General features: G+C 58.8%; 23 protein-coding genes. 10 read left to right on the top strand and 13 right to left on the bottom strand.

Annotated features, from left to right (window positions below):
- Positions 1-29: 29 nt before the first annotated feature.
- The 11 genes from WN982_RS19475 to WN982_RS19425 form a co-directional block, all read right to left on the bottom strand.
- On the bottom strand, positions 30-794 hold the full coding sequence (locus WN982_RS19475; protein WP_341313535.1) for a GntR family transcriptional regulator: 765 nt from the start codon (positions 792-794) through the stop codon (positions 30-32).
- A 15-nt stretch (positions 795-809) separates the two neighbouring features.
- Complete coding sequence (locus WN982_RS19470; RefSeq protein ID WP_341313534.1) at positions 810-1,841, bottom strand: proline racemase family protein; 1,032 nt, start codon at positions 1,839-1,841, stop codon at positions 810-812.
- 12 nt (positions 1,842-1,853) lie between these two features.
- On the bottom strand, positions 1,854-3,335 hold the full coding sequence (locus WN982_RS19465; protein ID WP_341313533.1) for an aldehyde dehydrogenase family protein: 1,482 nt from the start codon (positions 3,333-3,335) through the stop codon (positions 1,854-1,856).
- Between the two features lie 12 nt (positions 3,336-3,347).
- Positions 3,348-4,640, bottom strand: a complete 1,293-nt coding sequence (locus WN982_RS19460; protein WP_341313532.1) for an FAD-dependent oxidoreductase — start codon at positions 4,638-4,640, stop codon at positions 3,348-3,350.
- Positions 4,637-5,596, bottom strand: coding sequence for a 4-hydroxyproline epimerase (locus WN982_RS19455; RefSeq protein WP_341313531.1), 960 nt, complete (start codon positions 5,594-5,596; stop codon positions 4,637-4,639). Before WN982_RS19455 ends, WN982_RS19460 begins: the two co-directional genes overlap by 4 nt.
- 111 nt (positions 5,597-5,707) lie before the next feature.
- On the bottom strand, positions 5,708-6,586 hold the full coding sequence (dapA, locus tag WN982_RS19450; RefSeq protein ID WP_341313530.1) for a 4-hydroxy-tetrahydrodipicolinate synthase: 879 nt from the start codon (positions 6,584-6,586) through the stop codon (positions 5,708-5,710).
- 34 nt (positions 6,587-6,620) lie between these two features.
- Positions 6,621-7,286 (bottom strand): amino acid ABC transporter permease, encoded by a 666-nt coding sequence (locus tag WN982_RS19445; RefSeq protein ID WP_341313529.1) that lies wholly within the window; start codon positions 7,284-7,286, stop codon positions 6,621-6,623.
- A gap of 10 nt (positions 7,287-7,296) precedes the next feature.
- On the bottom strand, positions 7,297-7,968 hold the full coding sequence (locus tag WN982_RS19440; RefSeq protein ID WP_341313528.1) for an amino acid ABC transporter permease: 672 nt from the start codon (positions 7,966-7,968) through the stop codon (positions 7,297-7,299).
- An 8-nt stretch (positions 7,969-7,976) separates the two neighbouring features.
- Positions 7,977-8,810, bottom strand: coding sequence for an amino acid ABC transporter ATP-binding protein (locus tag WN982_RS19435; protein WP_341313527.1), 834 nt, complete (start codon positions 8,808-8,810; stop codon positions 7,977-7,979).
- Between the two features lie 398 nt (positions 8,811-9,208).
- On the bottom strand, positions 9,209-10,354 hold the full coding sequence (locus WN982_RS19430) for a porin (protein ID WP_341313526.1): 1,146 nt from the start codon (positions 10,352-10,354) through the stop codon (positions 9,209-9,211).
- A gap of 151 nt (positions 10,355-10,505) precedes the next feature.
- Positions 10,506-11,336 carry a transporter substrate-binding domain-containing protein gene (locus WN982_RS19425; protein ID WP_341313525.1) on the bottom strand — a complete coding sequence of 277 codons (831 nt, stop codon included), beginning with the start codon at positions 11,334-11,336 and terminating at the stop codon, positions 10,506-10,508.
- Between the two features lie 273 nt (positions 11,337-11,609).
- Here WN982_RS19425 and WN982_RS19420 point away from each other — a divergent pair, with 273 nt between their 5' ends.
- The 4 genes from WN982_RS19420 (at position 11,610) to WN982_RS19405 (ending at position 13,157) form a co-directional block, all read left to right on the top strand.
- Entirely contained in the window at positions 11,610-11,918 is a 309-nt protein-coding gene (locus tag WN982_RS19420; RefSeq protein ID WP_341313524.1) for a hypothetical protein, read from the top strand.
- A complete protein-coding gene (locus tag WN982_RS19415; RefSeq protein ID WP_341313523.1) occupies positions 11,918-12,265 on the top strand; it encodes a hypothetical protein in 348 nt (115 codons plus the stop codon). The genes WN982_RS19420 and WN982_RS19415 overlap by 1 nt, the downstream gene beginning before the upstream one ends.
- Positions 12,265-12,483 carry a hypothetical protein gene (locus tag WN982_RS19410; RefSeq protein ID WP_115108001.1) on the top strand — a complete coding sequence of 73 codons (219 nt, stop codon included), beginning with the start codon at positions 12,265-12,267 and terminating at the stop codon, positions 12,481-12,483. Before WN982_RS19415 ends, WN982_RS19410 begins: the two co-directional genes overlap by 1 nt.
- A 158-nt stretch (positions 12,484-12,641) precedes the next feature.
- A complete protein-coding gene (locus WN982_RS19405; RefSeq protein ID WP_341313522.1) occupies positions 12,642-13,157 on the top strand; it encodes a hypothetical protein in 516 nt (171 codons plus the stop codon).
- Between the two features lie 307 nt (positions 13,158-13,464).
- Here the strand turns inward: WN982_RS19405 and WN982_RS19400 are convergent, their stop codons facing one another.
- The gene (locus WN982_RS19400; protein ID WP_341313521.1) at positions 13,465-13,686 is read right to left on the bottom strand and encodes an AbrB/MazE/SpoVT family DNA-binding domain-containing protein; all 222 of its coding nucleotides are present in this window, start codon (positions 13,684-13,686) and stop codon (positions 13,465-13,467) included.
- 241 nt (positions 13,687-13,927) lie between these two features.
- Between WN982_RS19400 and WN982_RS19395 the strand changes: the two genes are divergently transcribed.
- The 6 genes from WN982_RS19395 to WN982_RS19370 all read left to right on the top strand — a co-directional run bounded on the left by WN982_RS19395 (position 13,928) and on the right by WN982_RS19370 (position 17,370).
- Positions 13,928-14,809 (top strand): hypothetical protein, encoded by an 882-nt coding sequence (locus tag WN982_RS19395; RefSeq protein ID WP_341313520.1) that lies wholly within the window; start codon positions 13,928-13,930, stop codon positions 14,807-14,809.
- 11 nt (positions 14,810-14,820) lie between these two features.
- Positions 14,821-15,018 (top strand): hypothetical protein, encoded by a 198-nt coding sequence (locus WN982_RS19390; RefSeq protein WP_341313519.1) that lies wholly within the window; start codon positions 14,821-14,823, stop codon positions 15,016-15,018.
- 285 nt (positions 15,019-15,303) lie between these two features.
- Positions 15,304-15,741 carry a hypothetical protein gene (locus WN982_RS19385; protein WP_341313518.1) on the top strand — a complete coding sequence of 146 codons (438 nt, stop codon included), beginning with the start codon at positions 15,304-15,306 and terminating at the stop codon, positions 15,739-15,741.
- A 167-nt stretch (positions 15,742-15,908) separates the two neighbouring features.
- Positions 15,909-16,367 carry a hypothetical protein gene (locus tag WN982_RS19380; protein WP_341313517.1) on the top strand — a complete coding sequence of 153 codons (459 nt, stop codon included), beginning with the start codon at positions 15,909-15,911 and terminating at the stop codon, positions 16,365-16,367.
- A gap of 8 nt (positions 16,368-16,375) precedes the next feature.
- Positions 16,376-16,858 (top strand): hypothetical protein, encoded by a 483-nt coding sequence (locus WN982_RS19375; protein WP_341313516.1) that lies wholly within the window; start codon positions 16,376-16,378, stop codon positions 16,856-16,858.
- Between the two features lie 92 nt (positions 16,859-16,950).
- Entirely contained in the window at positions 16,951-17,370 is a 420-nt protein-coding gene (locus WN982_RS19370) for a cupin domain-containing protein (RefSeq protein ID WP_341313515.1), read from the top strand.
- Between the two features lie 328 nt (positions 17,371-17,698).
- Here WN982_RS19370 and WN982_RS19365 read toward each other — a convergent pair whose 3' ends face one another.
- Positions 17,699-18,163 (bottom strand): PRC-barrel domain-containing protein, encoded by a 465-nt coding sequence (locus WN982_RS19365; RefSeq protein ID WP_341313514.1) that lies wholly within the window; start codon positions 18,161-18,163, stop codon positions 17,699-17,701.
- Positions 18,164-18,536: the final 373 nt, after the last annotated feature.

Here is an 18,536-nt window from a genome sequence, read left to right as displayed (position 1 = left end):
TTGGAGAGACCAAAGCTGCCTGCATCAGGTCACAGAATCGCCATCGATTCCGTCATGTTCTGCCGCATGTAGTCAAGGAATCGCTTCTGGAAGAGCATCGTATGCTCGTGCGCGAGTCTCTCCGCGGCATCACCGTCCTTGCGCGCAATGGCATCAATCATCTCGGCGTGGTCGCGTCCCAGCGGCGTCGCCGTTGGCGACGTTACCGTAAAATCAAAGTGTAGATGCATGAGCCGCTGTCCTTCGCCCAGAAGGCGCTCGTAATATCCGACAAAGTAGGGATTATTTGCAGCATGCGCGATTGCTATGTGCAGACCCTTGTTCGTTTCGGACATCGCGCTAAAGTCGCCACTCTCTACCGCTTGCATGTAAACGTCATCCGCTTTCCGGATGCGCGCGAGGTCAGCTTCCGTTCGATGCAACGCTGCCAGGCGGGTAACTGCACGCTGAATGAGGTCCAGTGCCGACACATACTTCGGGAATTCTTCGATTTCGAACGGCGTAACAAGGGTCGTTCGATTCGGCAGAATCGTCACCAAACCTTCGCTTATCAACCGCGCAAGCGCATCGCGTACAGGCGAGCGTGAAAGGCCGAACTGCGCAGCGAGCGAAACTTCGTCGAGCGGAGCGCCTGGCTTGAGTTGCAGCGTCAGAATCTGCTTTCGCAACTCTTCATAAATGTAGCGTCCGCCGTGCCGGCGCGCATTGACCTCTGTCTCCGCCGTACCTTTGCTCATCGTCTCACCGCCTTCGTAATGGGCCCGGAAAGACGGGCGCGCATTCAAGTTTATCATCGCGCGCACTCCTTCTCAGGGCGTCGGGAAACCCGAGCCCCACGTATCGCTTAGCATAAACCCAGCGGCCAGCGGGTCATCGGGGTCCACCCCAAGTTGTTGAATCCCGTAGACCCATGCTCGCCCCTGAACGCGCGGCAACACTGCGGGTCTTCCACCAACCTCGGTTTTCCCCAGCAATTCGACGTTGAACTCCCCCCCGATGGTCGAACGTGACTTCAGTCGACTGCCGACATTCACAAGACCTCGGGCGGCCAACGTCGCGAGATTAGCCGAACTTCCAGTTCCGCACGGCGACCTGTCGACGCGACCTGGGGGCAACGTAGTGCAAGTCTGATACAAATCGTCGTTGATGCGGTTGCGGAACATCACATACGCCACTTCGTTAATTTGCGGAAACAGCGGATGTTGAACTTGAACCTGCGCGTTGATTAGCCCCTTCAGCTTGACCCCAATTTCCGCGAGCTGACGCGCGTTTTCTGGAGCGATTTCAAGGCCAATCTGGTCAACGTCGACGAGAGCGTAGTAGACGCCACCGAATGCGACGTCCGCCCTGATGTTCCCAAAATCGGGGGTTTGAACGTTCATGTCCAGCTGCTCGACGAACGCCGGAACCATATCAAGAGACACGCCAACACAGCGACCGTCCTTGCAGGTCGCGTGAGCCGTCACGAGCCCCGCAGGCGTGTCCAGCCTGACAAGGGTTTCGGGCTCACTCATTCGCACCATTCCCAGTTCGAGCAAAGCTGTCACCACGCAGATGGCATTGCTGCCGGACATCGGATGGGCCTTGTCAGCTTGCAGGACGATGAACCCGGCATCCGCATCTGCACGTGTCGGCGGCAACAGCAGATTGACCGACATCTGCAAGCAACCTCGTGGTTCAAGAGTGACCAGCCTGCGAAGACTATCGTCGACCTCGTTGATGTAGTTCATCTTATCGAGCATGGTCTTGCCGGGAATGTCGAGGACCCCTCCGGTGATGACCTTGCCGATTTCGCCTTCACAATGAACATCAACCAGCTGTAGCGTTCTATTCCAGCGCATGACCCACCTACCTTACTTGATGTACCACGCCCAAGGTTTGTCGCTGTCGTATCGGGTAATCTGCTTCGTCTCGAGATAGTTGTTGAGACCCCATTCCCCGAGTTCGCGCCCGATGCCGCTCTGCTTGTAACCGCCCCAAGGTGCTTCGGTGAAAGTGGGCTGCGAACAGTTAATCCAGACGATACCAGCCCGCAGAGCCCGCGCGACGCGGTCGCACCGTGCAAGGTCCTTTGACATGACTGCGGCGGCAAGACCGAAGCGCGAATCGTTTGCGGAGCGCAGTGCTTCAGCTTCGTCATCAAATGGCCGGATGCACACGACGGGGCCGAAAATCTCTTCCTGCCAAATCCAGCTGCTTTCGGGAACGTCTGCAAACACGACGGGTTCCATGAAGTAGCCTGTCTTGAGATGCGCAGGGCGGTCGCCGCCCGTCACAAGACGTGCACCTTCGTCCTTCCCACGCGCGACTGCTTCCTGAACCTTCTGGTACTGTCCACTGCTAACGATTGGGCCCAGCAGGACGCCGTCCTCCAGACCGTTGCCGATACGGATTTTGCGGGCTTCGTCCTTGAGTCGCTCAAGTAGACGCTCATAGATGCCGCGTTGAACCAGAACCCGGGACGTCGCCGAACACACCTGCCCCTGATTCCAGAAAATACCGAACATAATCCACTCAACGGCTGCCTCGATGTCGCTGTCATCAAAGACAATGAACGGTGATTTTCCGCCTAGCTCGAGACTGACGTTTTTGATGTCGCGCGCCGCAGTCTGCATGATGCGGCTGCCCGTTGGGACGCTTCCGGTGAACGCCAGTTTATCGATGCCCGGATGCTCGCTCAGCGGGGCGCCAGCGTCTTTGCCGAAACCAGTAACGATGTTCAGTACGCCAGCAGGCAGTTCCGCTGCAGCGGCAATCTCGCCAAGTTCAATTGCTGTCAGGGGCGTCAACTCCGAGGGTTTCAGAACCATCGTGCAACCCGCAGCAAGCGCTGGCGCGACCTTCCATGCCGCCATCAACATCGGGAAGTTCCACGGGATAATCGCACCGGCCACACCGATTGGCTCTTTCCTTGCGATGGAACTGAAGCGGTCGTCCGGCAACGTGACGGGATGCTCTGTCTTCTCGTCGAGTTGCTCTGCAAGCCCGGCATAGAATTCGAAGCAACCTGCTGCGTCGCCCAAGTCCCATAGTGCTTCGGGCAAAGGCTTGCCATTGTCGCGCACTTCAAGTTCAGCCAATTCAGGGAGTCGAGCGCGGATGCCACTCGCGATTCTGCGCAATGCCGCACCCCGTTCGGCACCACTCATTCGTGGCCACGGGCCGTTGTCGAAGGCGTCCCGCGCTGCTTTTACCGCAAGGTCCACATCTTCAGCAGTCGCCGCCGCGACTTTCGCGATTACCGTTTCGGTGAATGGGTCGACAGTATCGAAGGTCCCACCCTTGACCGGAGATACCCAACGGCCATTGATAAAAAGCTGGTCATACGATTTCATGAGCGTCCTCTTTCAGGCAAAGCGGTAAGCGCTAAAGGGCGCCAGATTCTGTTTCGTTGCGCGGCCAGCCACCATGTCGCCAATCAACTTTCCGGTGGTCGCACCAAGCGTGAGACCGAGCTGCCCGTGACCGAAAGCCATAAAGACATTCTGCAGCCTTTGTGAGCGGTCGATGACCGGCTTGGTGTCTGGCAAGAACGGCCGATAGCCAACGCCAAATTCGATGCCGTCGGTCCGAAGCTCAGGCAGAATCCGTTTGGCTTTTTCAACGATGATTTCTGCGCGCTTGAAGTTGGGCTTCGCATCGCGCCCCGCAAATTCGATGGTGCCGCCTATCTGCAATCCGCGCGTCATGGGCGTGAAGCAGAAGCCGCCGTCGGCATAAATGATTGAATGCCGGATTTCCACTCCCGGATTACGCAGCAGCGCCTGATAGCCCGCGACGCCTTCGAGCGGCACATTCACACCCAGTTGGCCGAAGAACCTCCGCGACCCCGTGCCCGCGGCGACGACTACGTGACTGGCCGCAATTCGCTCACCGTTTTCCAAAGTGACTCCGGTTGCGCGGCCGGACGATTCATCAATACGCGCGGCAGTCGAACGTACCCGACGGCCGCCTCTGGAGACGAAGCTCCCGGTCAAGGCCGCGATGAAGCCTTCGGTGTCGCTTACGAAGCGCCAGTCAGGAAAAAGCAGACCGTGAGAGAAACGTCCGGCCAGAGCAGGCTCCAGGTCGGCAATCTCCGTGGCGTTGAGCCTCTGATACGAGAAGCCAAGTGACTGGCGCAGCTCGAGATGTGCCTTGTCGCGCTCTATCGCGTTCGGATTGTCGAATAGCTCGAGCACGGGCCGTTGGCCAAGGAGTGCTTTGTCTTCGCATATCTCGAGCAACGGCGCGTAGTCTGTGTACACGTCATGCGTGAGTGTCGCCATCGATTGCGCAATGTCGACAATCTTTGAATGACGCGCCGATGCCATGAAGCGGAGTAACCACGGCAAAATCCCCGGCAACGCTCCAGGGCGCAACGCCAATGGACCCTTCTGGTCCATGAGCCAACCCGGAACTTTCATGAGGATGCCCGGCTTCGACAGCGGAATGACTTCGCTCACCGCCATCTGTCCACAACTCCATTTTGCCGTGCTGTTTCCCGGTGCCTCAGGGTCTACGAGCGTGACCTCGTAGCCGCCGCGTTGCAGATACAACGCGCAACAGACGCCCACAATGCCGCCGCCGATTACCACAGCTGCTTCGTGCGGAGCTGATTGAGGCGCCCCGGAAATTTGTTCACGAGGAACCGCGTTCACTTTACGAACTCCTGCAAACTGAATCCCTGTGCATATGGCTGTGAGTCATCAACGTAATGTTCACCGCGCCCTGTAATCCACGCACGCCCCTCAATGCTCGGGTACACAGCTTCCAGCCCGCTTTCAAGCCTGGTCGTCGCCTCGACGCGACCAATGAAACGACTACAGATAAGGCTTTCATGCGTGAACGACTCGCCCTCGGCCAGAAGGCCGCGAGCGTATCGTTGCGCAACACGGGCAGAGCTTCCCGTTCCGCAGGGTGAACGGTCGATGAGGCTTTCACCAGCGATGACAACCGAGCGTCCGTCCGCGTCTTCAGCGACAGGCCGCCCAGTCCACATGCAATGCTTCACGCCGCGGATTTGAGGGTAGTCCGGGTGAATTACGTCAATCGCTTCGTTGACAAGCCGCTGCATGTCCCGTCCCCACTCAAGCAGGACCTCTGGAGCAAAGTGTTCGCAGCCCGGATAGTTCTCCTGGACTTCGACAATGGGATAGAAGTTTCCGCCGTAGGCGATGTCGACCGAGAGCTTGCCAAGTTGAGGCAACGTGATTTCGACGTCACGATGCAGAAGGAAGCTTGGGACATTTGTAAAGCGAACTGAGGCGACACGCTCGCCATCCATTTCGTAGCGTGCGGTCACCTGACCAGCCGGCACATCCACAACTACCGTGCCAGGTTGCATCGGCACAATTAGACCCGCCTCAAGAGCGAACGAAATTGAGCCAATTGTCGCGTGGCCGCACATGGGCAGGCATCCCGACGTCTCAATGAAGAGCAGGCTGAAATCCGCGTTCGCGCTCAGCGGCAGGTAGAAAATCGTCCCGGACATGTGAGAATGACCACGCGGTTCCAGCATCAGCGCGCGTCGAACCCCGTCGTAATGCTCAACGAAATACTTGCGTCGGTCATTCATTGTCGCCCCCTGGAGCTCGGGGCCGCCTTTGATGACCATACGGACGGGCATACCCTCAGTATGACCTTCGATGCAAGTAAAGCTATGTCTGGACATTTTCTTTGTCTCTATGCGGTTCCACCGCCCCGGCAAGGGCGGTGGGTTACGTAATCAACTCTGCGTTGCTTCGAAGACCTTGCGGAATTCCGCCTTCTCTTCGTCGGTCAGCGGCTTCAGCGGCATGCGTGCATTGCCAACCTTGAATCCAGCCAGCTCGCAACCGTACTTCACCTTCTGCACGAACTTGCCTGCTTCCATAGTCGCCATTACCGGGAAGAGCGAGCGCATCACGGCCTGAGCGCCGAAAATGTCGCCGGCGGCGAACTTGTTGTAGATATCGACCGTTTGCTTAGCGAAGCAGTTAGCCGGTCCACAAATCCAGCTTGTTGCGCCCCAAAGCAAGAAGTCAAGCGCCTGGTCGTCCGAACCGCAGGACAGTTGGTAGTCGTCCTTGTACTTCGACCCAATCTCGATGGCGCGCAGCAGGTTGCCGCTGCTTTCCTTGATGCCGATAACTCGCGGATTGTTACGGAAGGCCTCGAGCACCTCATAGCCGACTTCAACGTTCGTGCGGACGGGATAGTTGTAAACAATGAGGTTGATATCCGGTGCAGCTTCGAGGATAGCCTCATAGTGGCCGATGAGTTCTTCCTGTGACGGCAGCGCATAGTACGGCGGGGCGATGAGCAGGTTGGTGTAGCCCGCGTCGCGCGTTTGTCTGACCTGCTCGATGACTTCACGCGTGGACGAACCATTCGCGCCCGCAATCAGGATTCCGCGGTCACCGACGACTTCACGTACGGTTTTCAGAATCGCACGGCGCTCCTCATTGTTCAGCGCATAGTATTCACCCGTCGAGCCCAACGGTACGAAGCCCTTGACGCCTGCTTTCAGTTGATATTCGATGATGGAAGCCAGCGTGTCGTGGTCGACGGCCCCTTTGGTGTCGAACGGCGTAACGAGAGCGGGCAAAATTCCCTTCATTTCCATGTGTGTTCTCCAAACTAACGGGTGACTGGGTGAGTTAATAGGCATAGCGCCTCAACATCCGCGTCTCGACCACGCCGACCAGACGCGTCAGCGGGAAAGCGACGAGGAAGTAAATCATCGCGACGGTAGTCAGGAACTCGACCGGACGTGCCGTGCTGTTCGAGATGTTCTGGCCAACAAACATCAGGTCCGCGACACCAACCGACGAGATGAGCGCACTCTCCTTGAACAGGCTGACAATGTTCGACAACAATGGAGGAACTGCGCGCAGCAATGCCTGCGGGAAAATCACGTAAAGAATCTTGGCCTGAGGCGAAAGGCTCAATGCGGTGCACGCGTCGTGCTGCTCGGCCGAAATGGATTTCAATGCCCCGCGGAAGGTTTCGCTGGTGATAGCCGCCATGTACAGCGTCAGTGAAATAACCACTGACACGTAAGGTGGAATCGGAATCCGGAAGACAACCGGAAAGCAGAAGTAGACCCAGAATAGCTGGATAAGCAACGGCGTGCCGCGGAAGAATTCGACGTAGAGCGTCGTCGTCGCTTTCAACCACCGCGACGGGGACATCCGCAGCAGGCTCAGAACAAATCCCGCAAGGCTTCCGATGACGGCGCAACTGCTCGTAAATGCAATCGTAAGTCCCAGGCCTTTGAGCAAGACCAGCCAATAGGGCAATACAGCCGAAAAGTCGAGATGCATGGTCTTCTCCTCAACGCTGAACAGCCAGGTCCTGACGACGCTCGATTACATGCACGAGTTTCGCAATTGGTAGCGAAAGCGCGAAGTAAATGAGCGCGACCACCGTATATGTTTCGAGAGGACGATACGCTTCAGTTGCGAGGCTCTTTCCGACATACATCAGGTCCGCCACCGCGACGATGGCAACGAGCGCACTTTGTTGCAGGCTTCCGATGCCGTTGGTCATCAGGACCGGCATCGCGGTCCGGAGCGCCTGAGGGAGCACGACGTAGACGGTGCGCTGCCACGGCTTTAAGCCAAGAGCCACGCAGGCGTCGAGGTGTTCCTTCGGGACCGCCTGGACGCCAGCCCGATAAGCTTCGGCGTTAAATGCTGTCAGATTCAAGCCGAGTGCCAGGACGCCCATCACGATGGGGTCGATAAATACGTCAACCATCATCGGAATGCAGTAGTAAAACCAGACGATTTGGAGCAGAGCGGGCGTACAACGGAAAAACTCGATGAACAGCTGCGCCGGCCACCGAACGACTTCCCAACGGCTCATGGCCAGAAGGCAAAGCAGAAAACCAAGCACAAGGCCCATGACGTTGGAAGCCACTGAAAGCTCAATAGTGACCTTCAGTCCTGAGAGCAGTGCCCCGAAGCTTCCTTCGAGGAAGCTGAAGTCGAAGTGGTAGTTCATGGTCAGCCTCAATCGAGATGCAGAACTTTCTCGAGAAACTCGCGGGTGCGGGCTTCCTTCGGGCACTTGAACATTTCCGCGGGTGCGCCCTGTTCGACGATTTTCGCGCTGGCGCAGAAGACAACTCGGGTCGCAATATCGCGCGCGAAATGCATGTCGTGGGTCACGATAATCATCGCCATCTTCTGTTCGGCCAGCTTCAGCATCACGTTCTGCACTTCGATGACCATCTCTGGGTCAAGCGCCGAAGTGACTTCGTCGAACAGCATCAGCTTCGGCTCGAGCATGAGGGCACGCGCAATGGCAACCCGTTGCTTCTGACCTCCGGAAAGCTGGCTGGGATATGCGTGTAGCTTGCTCTCGAGACCAAGACGCGCAAGGTACATGCGCGCCCGTTCTGTCGCCTCTGCTTTTGAAATACCGCCGACCTTGACCGGAGCAAGAATCAGATTGCCCAGCACGGAAAGGTGGGGAAAAAGTGTGTAGTGCTGGAACACCATGCCAATCTGCTTTTGCAACTTGGCGTCGATGCGTTTCAACCGGGCCGAATCCGCGCCGTGGATGTACGGCTTTCCCTGGAATCCAATCTGTCCGCCCTGAATCCCTTCCAGGCCCATCATGACGCGCAGAAGCGAGCTCTTGCCGCTGCCGCTAGGACCGATGATGACGAGCCGGTCGTCGGCGCGCATATCCAGACTCATGTGGTCCATGACCACCAAGTTTTCGCCGTAGGACTTATAGACGTCCCGGAACTGCACAAAGTCGCCGGCGGTCGAGGACAAGAAGTCAAAAACTGACGGCGAAGTGTGGGGTTGGGCAATCATGGTTTGGGGTGACAACATGAAATCTCTCCAGCGGGGCGCGCCCTCAGGCACGTGATGTGTGAATCGAATCTGGCTTTCCTCGATTGGGCCGAACCGCATCCGGAATCAGCCAGGACATCTTTGCTATCGAGAGCCAGCCTGGTTGCGAGCCCTCCATCGTTGCTGCCGCCTCGTGGTGCCGCCGGCTCGGCAACACACAATTGTGTGTGTTGAGATGTGTGCAGCGTTGTATTCATAGTAGACGAGCGAAAACCATCTCGTCAACGGCTGATTTGCCATTTCAGGGAAATCACCAAGGATGCGGAGGCGCGCCGCTTTCCAGCCGCTGGATACGGCTGCGGAACGGGACAGGAGGATTTCTGGGCGACAAGAAGCCCCAGCCCGAGCTTCCTGCCGCGAGCCAATGCGGTGGCGGGCTAAAACTTGTGACGAATAGCGGCGCGCAGGACAAATTGATTCGACGTAGACGAGACGGCGTCGGCGCCTGGCACGTATGCGACATCAAGGACGGTCCCTGTCTTGTCGCCGCCTGCGTGCTGGTAGCCACCCTGCACGTAGACATCAGTTCGTTTGGACAGGTTGTAGTCAGCCATCAACCCCGCCGACTGAAAGTTGGGATGAAGTTTCCCGCTGGTCGCATTGAAGCTCGTTCGCGTGTACGTGTAGGCCGCACCAACGTAGAACGCAGGCGTGAACTGGTACTTGCCGTTCACTTCAAAGTTGTTGAATCGAAGTGATGAGAGCGTTGCTCCGCCAACCGGCGTTATTGCGCCTACATATCCCGAACTGAGCGGTTGGTCGACATTGGTGTTCGTGTAGGCAAAGCCCAAGGTCGCGCTGCCGAACGTGTAGTTGATTCCTGCGCCAAACACTCTGAGCCGTTTCGCAACGAAGTTTTCATCCCCACCGTTGTTGATTGCACCGCCGGCCGTGGCTGACGGGTTGTTGGCCTGAAGGTATGCCGCCGCTACGAGCAACCCACCTGTCGCGTATTGCGCGCCGACGCTGTACTGCCGGTTGTTTGCGAAATTGGTGTCGTTGCTGAAACTGTATGTGCCGCCGAACTGCAGACCGGCGAAACTCGGGCTGGTGTACTTAACCGTGTTGTTGACCCGGAAAGTGTTGTCCGTGTTGTCGTTATCGTATGGGTGCGAGAAAAGATAGCCACCCCAGTTGCCGTTCGCAGTGGTCTGGGCGAGATAGTCGACCAGCGAGTCATACTGCCGCCCTAGTGTGACCGTACCGAACCTGTCGGTGGCGAGGCCTACATACGCCTGACGTCCAAAGCCAAGGCCCCCCTGCGCCAGCTTTCCATTGTTCACGTCGAAGCCGCTTTCAATCTGGAAGACGGCCTTGAGGCCGCCGCCCAGGTCCTCTGTACCTTTCAGGCCCCAGCGGCTGCCTTGCGCATAGCCGCTCTGAAGTTCATAGACTTTGCTGCCCTTCACATTGTTGGTGTAGTCAAACCCTTCGTCGATGAGACCATAGAGCGTGACCGTGCTTTGCGCGAACGCTGGAACGCTGGCCGCTGCAATGACTGCAACCAAAATTGATTTCTTCATTAGTTATCCAAACCTTATTGTCGATTGAAACGATTGCTTTATTAATTTCTGATTGTGTTACAGCAAGGACGCGCCCCGGCATGAGCCAGCGCGAACGCGTCCGGAAGCAAACGAAGGCGCGAGGGTGACGAAGCCCTCGCAGCGCGTCGTATTACTTGTTAGTGACAAGCATGGCCTGGACCGAGGTCTTGATGAGCCGGTTGACTGCCCCGGATTTCACTTGCTCGTTCACATACTTGTTGAGCACGGCGATATCGGCTGCAGACGTCTCTTTTCTGACACCAAAGGCGACTTCCTGCTGCGCAAGAGGTGGATTGGGCTGGATGGCGACTGCCCACTCAGGGTGCGCTTCTGTGAGCAACATGTTGGTGATATTGGCGTCGGCGAGGAGGTCGGCGCGCTTTGACATGAGAGACAGACGCGTTTCATCGTTGCCAGGCAAACGCATAATTTGAGCCTGCTTGATAACACCGGAAATCGCCTTGTCTTGCGCGGTCCCCGACATGACGGCGATGGTCACGCCCGGTTTGTCAATTTCGGCGATGGTATGCGCGCCCTTCGGAATCTTGGGATTGTTCTTGTTGTAGACCAGCGAGACGTTGTAGTCAGTGGCAGGAGCCGAGAAGGAAATCGCCTTTTCACGTTCCGGGGTGTCGTTAAGTGCGAGCGACAGGTCCCATTTGTCGGACTGAAGGCCGGCGACGATATTGTCCCAGGTGGTATCGACGAATTCGACCTTCACCTTCAGCACGTTCTGTCCAAACTCACGGCAGAGCTCTGAGAAGAAGCCGCTGTATTCACCCGTCTTCGGGTCACGCATCACGTACGGGGGGGCTACCGCTGCCCCACAACGGAGAACTCCAGCCTTTTTCACATTTTGCCAGGCGCTGGTGTCATCAGCGCGGGACGGCGCGCTGATGACACAGCTCGCGGCAGCCAAACATACAAGAGCCTGACGGGTAAAGCGAGACAGCCGAACCATGATGACCTCTTAAATAAGGGTAATCCCGTAGACAAAAACATACTTACGCCACACAAGTCTGTGTGTTTCATTGTGTGCAGCGTTGTATGCATAGTAGGAAGACAAAATTCAAGCTGTCAACTAGGCGATTGCCCTGGCGCCGAAATAGGCACGCTGCATGGGTTGAAAGACGAGCGGCCAACGCGTCGTGTCGCAGGCAGGACCTGATGAAGGCACAGGCTGGACGAGTTGAAGGCGCTCCCGAGATATCGGGTTTCGTAATTGAACGCACCTATGCGCCTTCGCAAGCCGGTCAGCCATCCAACGCCCGAGATTGCGGCGTTTGTCTTCGACATGAAATCTGCGTTTGGCGAGCAGGAAATCGATGAAGCCATTCGGCGCGGCCGAGCCGCGGAGCCGACGTTCTTTACGTGCGAAAATGGCCGCTCCGTGGGTACCGCTAGTCCGGTGGGAACGGATGTCTGGCGTGTTGACGGCGCCGTGCGCGACCGCCACTACTGTGACGGTTGCGACGGGTCGTGCGTCGGAGGGGATGTATCCTGCAGCGAAAGATTCAATCGCATCGCCAAGGAGAGAAGATAGTGAAACTGGTTGGATGCGGGTTGCTTTTACTGGCGTGTACTTCGTCCGCGTTAGCAGGTGAGCACTACATTGAAATCTGGAATCCGCCCGAAGCTCGGGGTGGATTGCATCAGGGAGCAGGCACGCCGAAGTCGCTTACGCATAAGCGGCGTGTGCCCCACTTGGTAAAAACACAGGCGCATCGCACGCCGACCACCGCCACGAAGCTGGACGTGAAAGAGGGAGCCGTCGGCGCAGGTCCGCGACGCGTTACTCCTGACGTGTCGGAAATTCCCCGTCTGATAACGCCCGAGGGGAATGTGCTGCGCGTTGATGCTCGCGATTCGTATGTTGAGGTCGTGCGCTGATGGAATCGGGAAGCTACAAGGGATACCGCATCTTCGGCCACGCCATTCTTCAGCAAGAGGACATCCTTTCACCTGAGCGATACGCAGGCAGCGGGACCATCACCCGCGACACAAAGATGGTTGAAGCCTCCGGGGTACTCGGTGTTTTTGATACCGAGGAAGAAGCGCAGCTCGCGGGACTAGGCTGGGCACGCGCCTGGGTCGATACCCACGGATAGTGCCTTGCAGTCGTCAATCCACGTCGATTCATGCGAGTCGCACCTTCCCGCGCTAACACATTGACGAGAGCCCTTTCTAGCTTCCGGTCACATTCGGCACCGCAGCGCGTTCGCTGAGCTATACCGTGGTCTAACGACACCGACCACATTCGACGAACATGATTGATTTTACGGACGAACAGATAGCTGCCAGAGAACTCCGCAACGCCGCTTACCACGAAGCGGGTCACAAGATGCTTTATGAGCGCTTCGGCGGCGCTGGCGACGCGGTCGTGTGGAAAAACGAGAGTGGGAATCCAGAGGAGACGGCGTGGTTCGGCCAGTTCCGTCCCCGCACCTGCCCTGAGGTGATGCGCAAGACGGCGTTGGACCATGGGTTTACCGCTCCCGAGCTACCCGCAAACTGGAAGATACTCGTCGGCATGGCTGGCCTGTTGGCCGAGGACATCCTGAGCGGCGAGACGGATGATGCCGGCGCTATGGCTGATACCCTGTTCTTCAGAATTTCCAATGGAGAGGCCTCGGCCTCCGACCTCGCGCAAATGAGCGTCACGGACATCGATAGCTGCGGACTGAGCTATGAGGTGGTCGAGGAAGTCGTGCGGCTTCTGCGCGAAGGATGGCCGGTCGTGCAGCAAGAGGCCGAGTATTTAATTAAGTCCACCGCAGACTAACCCGGTTCGCTACGGAATGGTGAGGGACATTCACGGGCGGCCAGTGAGCCCCCTGCCAATGCCGAAGGAGCGAGCGGCCGTCGGACATCACGAGCGACATGCGAGACCGCGCCTACATGCACCGTGTAGGTGTTGGAGAATATAGTTCTGCACTCGGCGCAACATGACCGCGCTCGAGTCAAGGTCGAGACTTGTTGCTGACCACACAACCCGTTCGAGCATGTCCTTGGCAGGGACCCTGAGCGCGGACCGGCCGTCGCCAAAAAATTCTGCGGATAAGAACGGATGTGGGTATCAGGCGCGGCCGTTAACGTCGCCACGCTTTCATGTCCTCGATGGTCACCCCCTGGACCGGAGATTCCACAGTTCCCGCCAGCTCCAGAATCGACTTCGATTTTGCTCGTACCAGGACTTTTCCATCGGACATGACATGCCACACCAGCGGGGTGCCCGGCTTCGCGCCTAGCGCTTTCCTGACCTCTGCCGGCACGGTGGTGCGGCCTTTGGTTGTCAGTCGCGATTCAGCCATGAACTTCCCCCCCAAGATGTTCGGGTACCCCGCGCACGAAATCTGGAACGAGGTTTGGCTATCCCCCGTCTTCTTATCGCTGTTGCCGCATTGTATCGCTGGGTTCCCGTCATCCCACAATTCGGTCCCGCCAGTGGACGTGCGCTACCCGACGGGCTGTGCTCAAAAGACCATTGCATTTCCTGTGCGCCGCGCTTATTTTCTTTGCCTCGCCATCAGGCATCAGCCAAGGAGTTGAACTGTGAGTTTCGTTCCTGCAGAGCCCGCTACCGACAAAGATGAAAATGAGCGTAACGCCACTCCCCATACTGCCGTGTTGCTGCATACCTTCCGGCAAAATACCGGGCTCAAGTCTGGAGTGATTCTGGCGGAGCGGGCTCTGCGGACCGCCGCCTATGACGGGACGACCTTCGAGAACCTGAGCATAACCTGCCGCGCGCACATGCGGCTTGGCGCCGAGTTGCCATTTTATGAGGTTGCGTTCAAGGGCAACGTCTATCGGCTGCTGGCCCGACCGATTCCTGGCCAGGACCCCAAGCTTCGGGACGACGACGTGAAGTATGAGCTCGTGCGCACCTGGGCTCCGGGCCCGCGCGTCGACGGCTGGTTCATGGACCCGCCGCCGGTGGCCGTGCCCAATACCCCGCGGGCGCTTGTCGAGGAGCTTCTGTCGGTGGTCGGCGCGAGCCTCGACGACCTGCTGGCTCAGGCCTACAGCATCTTTCACTACCGCCTTGACCATCAGGGTCGGTTTCCGGAGACCATGGAACCGGTGGGATACACCTTGCGCGAGCTCTTTCTTGGGTCGGTTGATGGCGAGGGCAAGCTGAGCACCTTTTACGAGACGCCCAAGGGGACCAACGTTGAGCTGTGGACGATGTTTCTGCGAGTCCTGGACCGCACGACCCGGGCCAAGCTGGCGAACTACGTCAGCTCGAACATGGCGGTCAACGAATTTGGCGAGTTCGGGTCCGCGGCGATGCGCCAAGCGCTGACGCTGCGCGACGGTCACGTGAACGCAGCTCTTCCGATGAGCGGCACACGGTTCATCCAAGCGTTTCCGCTTTCAGAGTTTTCGTCGAATCTCACGCGCGAAGTCGGCCGCCACTCCGGGATGTTCTGACGCACCAAACCATGAAAGACGAACAGCTTTTCGACCTGCGCGCCTACGTCGACCAGACACTCCTCGACGCCTATACGTCCTACCAGCCCAAGGCGCTCCGGTTTTGGGGGAACCCGAAGAAGGAGAAGTCCGCCTTGGGTCTGGACCGTACGACTGAGCGCAAGCAGCAGGTGCCAGACATCAGCGAGACCTGCGGCGATGCTCGATGACTGTGAGGCTGCTCGCAATCTGGGCGAGCGGTGAGCAGCCGGATTCTCCATTTTTCTCTCAGTTATCTGGTTATTTGCTAGTGCAACCTTCCGGGCGGAAGAGTCTCGTGCAGCGGCACACTTCGAAGCCGCGTCGAACAAGACGCCTTGCTGCCCTATGAGATTGTTTATTGGCTCCGGGGCGCTGAAACTTTACGGCGCGGCAATGGACGCAGAAGTATTTCTCTTGCGCGCGCCGCAGCGGCGATAGACTGGAACCTCTCCATCGGTCCCCGGAGCCAGGGCATGACCTCGCAAACCTGCAACCGCATCGACCTCGCGCACGAGCAGCTGGAGATGGCGCTCGACGCGTTCCTGGAGCGCCACCGCTTCGCCTCGGCCATCACCCTGGCCAGCGCGGCCGAACGGGTACTGGGTCAGGCCTTGCGGCACGCCGGCAAACAGCCGGGTGTGGACTGGAAGTTCGATGCGGCCGACCTGGTGCACACGAAGCTGCACGGAAGGCGGCTGGACCGCAAGACCTTCAATGACGCGGAGAACTGTGTGGCCAACGCGCTGCGGCACTTTGACAGAACCAATGCGCCAGCCTTCGAGGCCGACCTCGAGGAAGCCGCGTGCTGGATGCTGGTACGGGCCTGCGAGAATGCGCACCGGCTCGGACTCACCGTGCAGGGTTTCGATGCGTTCAACGACTGGTTCTGCGAACATATCGTCAGCGTTTGACATCACCGTGTCTTGCTACGCGAAATGTTCCCGCGTGTCGGTACATCGACGGCAATAGTCATGTGTGTATTTCATCGTGATGGGAAGAACCGCCGCGCGCACCTGTCGAGGTGCCGGTATCGCGCAGTATCATCGGTTTTGATACCGCATTCCTGTAGAGGCAACCGATGGCCGACCGGCTGACGGTTCAGGAGTTCTTCGAAGCACTTCGGGCGCAGAAAATCAGTCCGCTCGTCGACACGCCGGCGGTGAGGGCGAGCGTCGACGCGTGCGTGCGTACGCGGTGCGCAAGCTATCCCATCCAGGAGCGCTGGCCGGTCCTCGACCTGGAGAGTGCCTATCAGCAGACGCTCAACGAACTGCCGGACGTCCAGGACCTGGTCCGCGACGGCTACACCGGAACCGTCAACCTGCGCGGATACGACGGCACCTACACGATGGACGAATGGTTCGGTGATTTCGGAGGGCAATGGGTGCTCAACGACACACCCCATGTCCGGGCGACCATGCTCGAGTTGCTGCCGGCGGCCTCAACCTGGCCGTCGCCCAGGCTGTGGGAGGCTTACAAGAACGCCACCCGCACACCGCGCGGTTCATGGCTGCGCCGGCTGATAGGCCGCCAGTGAGACAGTTCGTGAAAGCGGTGGCCGTCTCCATGGTTCGGACATTGCGCGCGACCGGTACCGTGTTCCTCCTGTCCGCGCTCTGCGCAGCCTGCGCGAACCCACCGCCGTGCGCCAGGCTTTACGTGCGGGAACATGTCGGCACGGCGCAGCACCACGACGTCACCGACAGGGTCAAGTTGTTCGGGGTGGGTTTTACGGCCAAGAAGCGTGTGGTTGTCCGCGTTGGCCATCTCCCGGGCGACACACAGGACGCCGTCTTCACGGTCCCGGGCACGCCGCCGGCGGACCCGTACGGCTTCGTCGATTTGTACTACAACCCACCGTGGTTCTACCGAGTCGGGGACCAGTCCACGGTCGACCGGACCATCCGCGTGCGCGCGACCGATGTGGCCGGCCCGACCGTGTATTCGGACGCGCTCACCGCCCAGAGTTTCGCGTGCGATGCGCCGCCGCCGGACGCCGCGCAGCGACTGAAGCGTCCAGGAAACTGAGAGCCAAAATCCCGGCCTTACCCTTTCTTCCGTCGCCTATAGTGATTGCCATGGGCGTGACGGATACGCGGGTTGATGACCGGAGGTGCGCAATGGAAACAACCTCACCGAGGGCGAAAGTGGGTCGTGTTGTTCGTGGTAGTGCCAGCTACATGTCCCAGCAGGGCTCCGTGCATGCGCCCGGTATCAGCAAGGAGACGGTGGGGTCCGAGGTCCTCTACATGGGCGTGGTGTCCGTGCCGCCCGGAGGCAGAACCAGCGCTCACATTCACGAACACCATGACACCGCGCATTACATGCTAAGCGGCGACGAAATCGAGTTCTATACGGGCGAGGAACTGGAAGACCGGCAGGTGGTGCGCCCCGGTGATTACATCTTCACCCCGGCGGGCGTGGTCCATGTCGCCGTCAACCGCAGCCCGACCCCCGCCGTCTTCGTCGTCGCCCGCAATGAGCCGACGGAGCGGGAATGCGTGGTCATGCGTCCGGAACTCGACGCCAGGGTGCCGTGAGCGAGGTGTGATGCGGGCGAGGGAAGTCCGAAGTTGCCGAGCATGTCCGGGCGACCATGCTCGAGCTGCTGCCGCCGGCCTCGACCTGGCCGTCGTCCAGGCAGTGGGATGAGTTCAATCGAAGGTAGCGCGGCAATCAGGAGCAACAGGAGAGCCTGCAGGCCTTTGCCCAAAATCAGCGCCCCAAGATTCAGACCCGTGCGGCAGCCCCGCAACGGTCAAGCGACGGATGGAGCGGCATTGCTCGATAGCAAAGCAGGCGGTGTACGTACGTGACGGGCGCACCGCGCTGCCGAACTGCAACAGAATTCGACCGCCTCCGGGATTTCTAGATGTCGGTCTCGCGTCCTTCGCTGATGTCACGGGTAGCGGTCCAGTAGGGTTCGCGGTTGTAATAGTGATGGACCGTGGTGCCCCACTTTTCGTCCGCCATCGAAGGCCAGTGGTCCTTGTCGAACCCGGGCTCATCCTTGAGTCGCTGGGCCGGGATGTCCACGACGAAACACCGGTCGATTGCATCCAGTGTCAGCGCGCTCCACGGGATGGCGTGCAGCGTATCGCCGATGCCGAGGAATCCCCCGGTCGAGAGGACGGCATAGGCAATCCGTCCGCTTCGCACGTCCAGCATGATGTCAGCTATCTTGCCCACGTGTTCGCCGTCGGATGACATGACCTTGTCGCCATTGAGCGTGGTCGCTGCCATCACCTCCGGTCCGGGCCCCGCGCCACCGGCGCTGCCAACGATTTTCGCGCCGGTACCGGACGGGTGCATTCGCGGGTCGGGCGTAGTCATCATGTGCTCCTGATGTTGAAAACACCGAGGCACGCAAGCCGCGTGCCCGACGGCGAGGAGCAATGCCTTACAAACCTTTCTTATGTGCGAAAGGCTTAGTATCTTTTCAGGAAGGCGACATATCGTTAAGTCCTGCGCCTTCTTTTCGTGTACCGGGCTTACGGGCCCTCCGGCAGTTCTTCAGGTGCAACCAGCACCTCCCTCTCAGTTACGGCGCCTTTGCCTGGCGGAATCTTCGAGTTACCCAACCCAGCCGTTGTCGTGCAGCCGCACATTTATGTTGTCACTGTCACCCGGTCCGGACGTACGCCGGAAGAGCCTGCCTCCTTCGGGCAGGCCTTCGCCTCGGTCGTCCTGGGAAGCAGAAGTTCTC

Source organism: Paraburkholderia sp. IMGN_8 (genome assembly GCF_038050405.1).
Lineage (GTDB): Bacteria > Pseudomonadota > Gammaproteobacteria > Burkholderiales > Burkholderiaceae > Paraburkholderia.
This window is presented reverse-complemented; position numbering and strand designations above follow the sequence as displayed.

Excerpts from the sequence above, each read along its gene's own strand:
- WN982_RS19475 (WP_341313535.1), bottom strand. The coding sequence starts at position 794 with ATGATAAACTTGAATGCGCGCCCGTCTTTCCGGGCCCATTACGAAGGC.
- WN982_RS19470 (WP_341313534.1), bottom strand. The coding sequence starts at position 1,841 with ATGCGCTGGAATAGAACGCTACAGCTGGTTGATGTTCATTGTGAAGGC.
- WN982_RS19465 (WP_341313533.1), bottom strand. The coding sequence starts at position 3,335 with ATGAAATCGTATGACCAGCTTTTTATCAATGGCCGTTGGGTATCTCCG.
- WN982_RS19455 (WP_341313531.1), bottom strand. The coding sequence starts at position 5,596 with ATGGTCATCAAAGGCGGCCCCGAGCTCCAGGGGGCGACAATGAATGAC.
- dapA (WP_341313530.1), bottom strand. The coding sequence starts at position 6,586 with ATGGAAATGAAGGGAATTTTGCCCGCTCTCGTTACGCCGTTCGACACC.
- WN982_RS19445 (WP_341313529.1), bottom strand. The coding sequence starts at position 7,286 with ATGCATCTCGACTTTTCGGCTGTATTGCCCTATTGGCTGGTCTTGCTC.
- WN982_RS19440 (WP_341313528.1), bottom strand. The coding sequence starts at position 7,968 with ATGAACTACCACTTCGACTTCAGCTTCCTCGAAGGAAGCTTCGGGGCA.
- WN982_RS19435 (WP_341313527.1), bottom strand. The coding sequence starts at position 8,810 with ATGTTGTCACCCCAAACCATGATTGCCCAACCCCACACTTCGCCGTCA.
- WN982_RS19430 (WP_341313526.1), bottom strand. The coding sequence starts at position 10,354 with ATGAAGAAATCAATTTTGGTTGCAGTCATTGCAGCGGCCAGCGTTCCA.
- WN982_RS19425 (WP_341313525.1), bottom strand. The coding sequence starts at position 11,336 with ATGGTTCGGCTGTCTCGCTTTACCCGTCAGGCTCTTGTATGTTTGGCT.
- WN982_RS19420 (WP_341313524.1), top strand. The coding sequence starts at position 11,610 with ATGCGCCTTCGCAAGCCGGTCAGCCATCCAACGCCCGAGATTGCGGCG.
- WN982_RS19410 (WP_115108001.1), top strand. The coding sequence starts at position 12,265 with ATGGAATCGGGAAGCTACAAGGGATACCGCATCTTCGGCCACGCCATT.
- WN982_RS19405 (WP_341313522.1), top strand. The coding sequence starts at position 12,642 with ATGATTGATTTTACGGACGAACAGATAGCTGCCAGAGAACTCCGCAAC.
- WN982_RS19400 (WP_341313521.1), bottom strand. The coding sequence starts at position 13,686 with ATGGCTGAATCGCGACTGACAACCAAAGGCCGCACCACCGTGCCGGCA.
- WN982_RS19390 (WP_341313519.1), top strand. The coding sequence starts at position 14,821 with ATGAAAGACGAACAGCTTTTCGACCTGCGCGCCTACGTCGACCAGACA.
- WN982_RS19385 (WP_341313518.1), top strand. The coding sequence starts at position 15,304 with ATGACCTCGCAAACCTGCAACCGCATCGACCTCGCGCACGAGCAGCTG.
- WN982_RS19380 (WP_341313517.1), top strand. The coding sequence starts at position 15,909 with ATGGCCGACCGGCTGACGGTTCAGGAGTTCTTCGAAGCACTTCGGGCG.
- WN982_RS19370 (WP_341313515.1), top strand. The coding sequence starts at position 16,951 with ATGGAAACAACCTCACCGAGGGCGAAAGTGGGTCGTGTTGTTCGTGGT.
- WN982_RS19365 (WP_341313514.1), bottom strand. The coding sequence starts at position 18,163 with ATGACTACGCCCGACCCGCGAATGCACCCGTCCGGTACCGGCGCGAAA.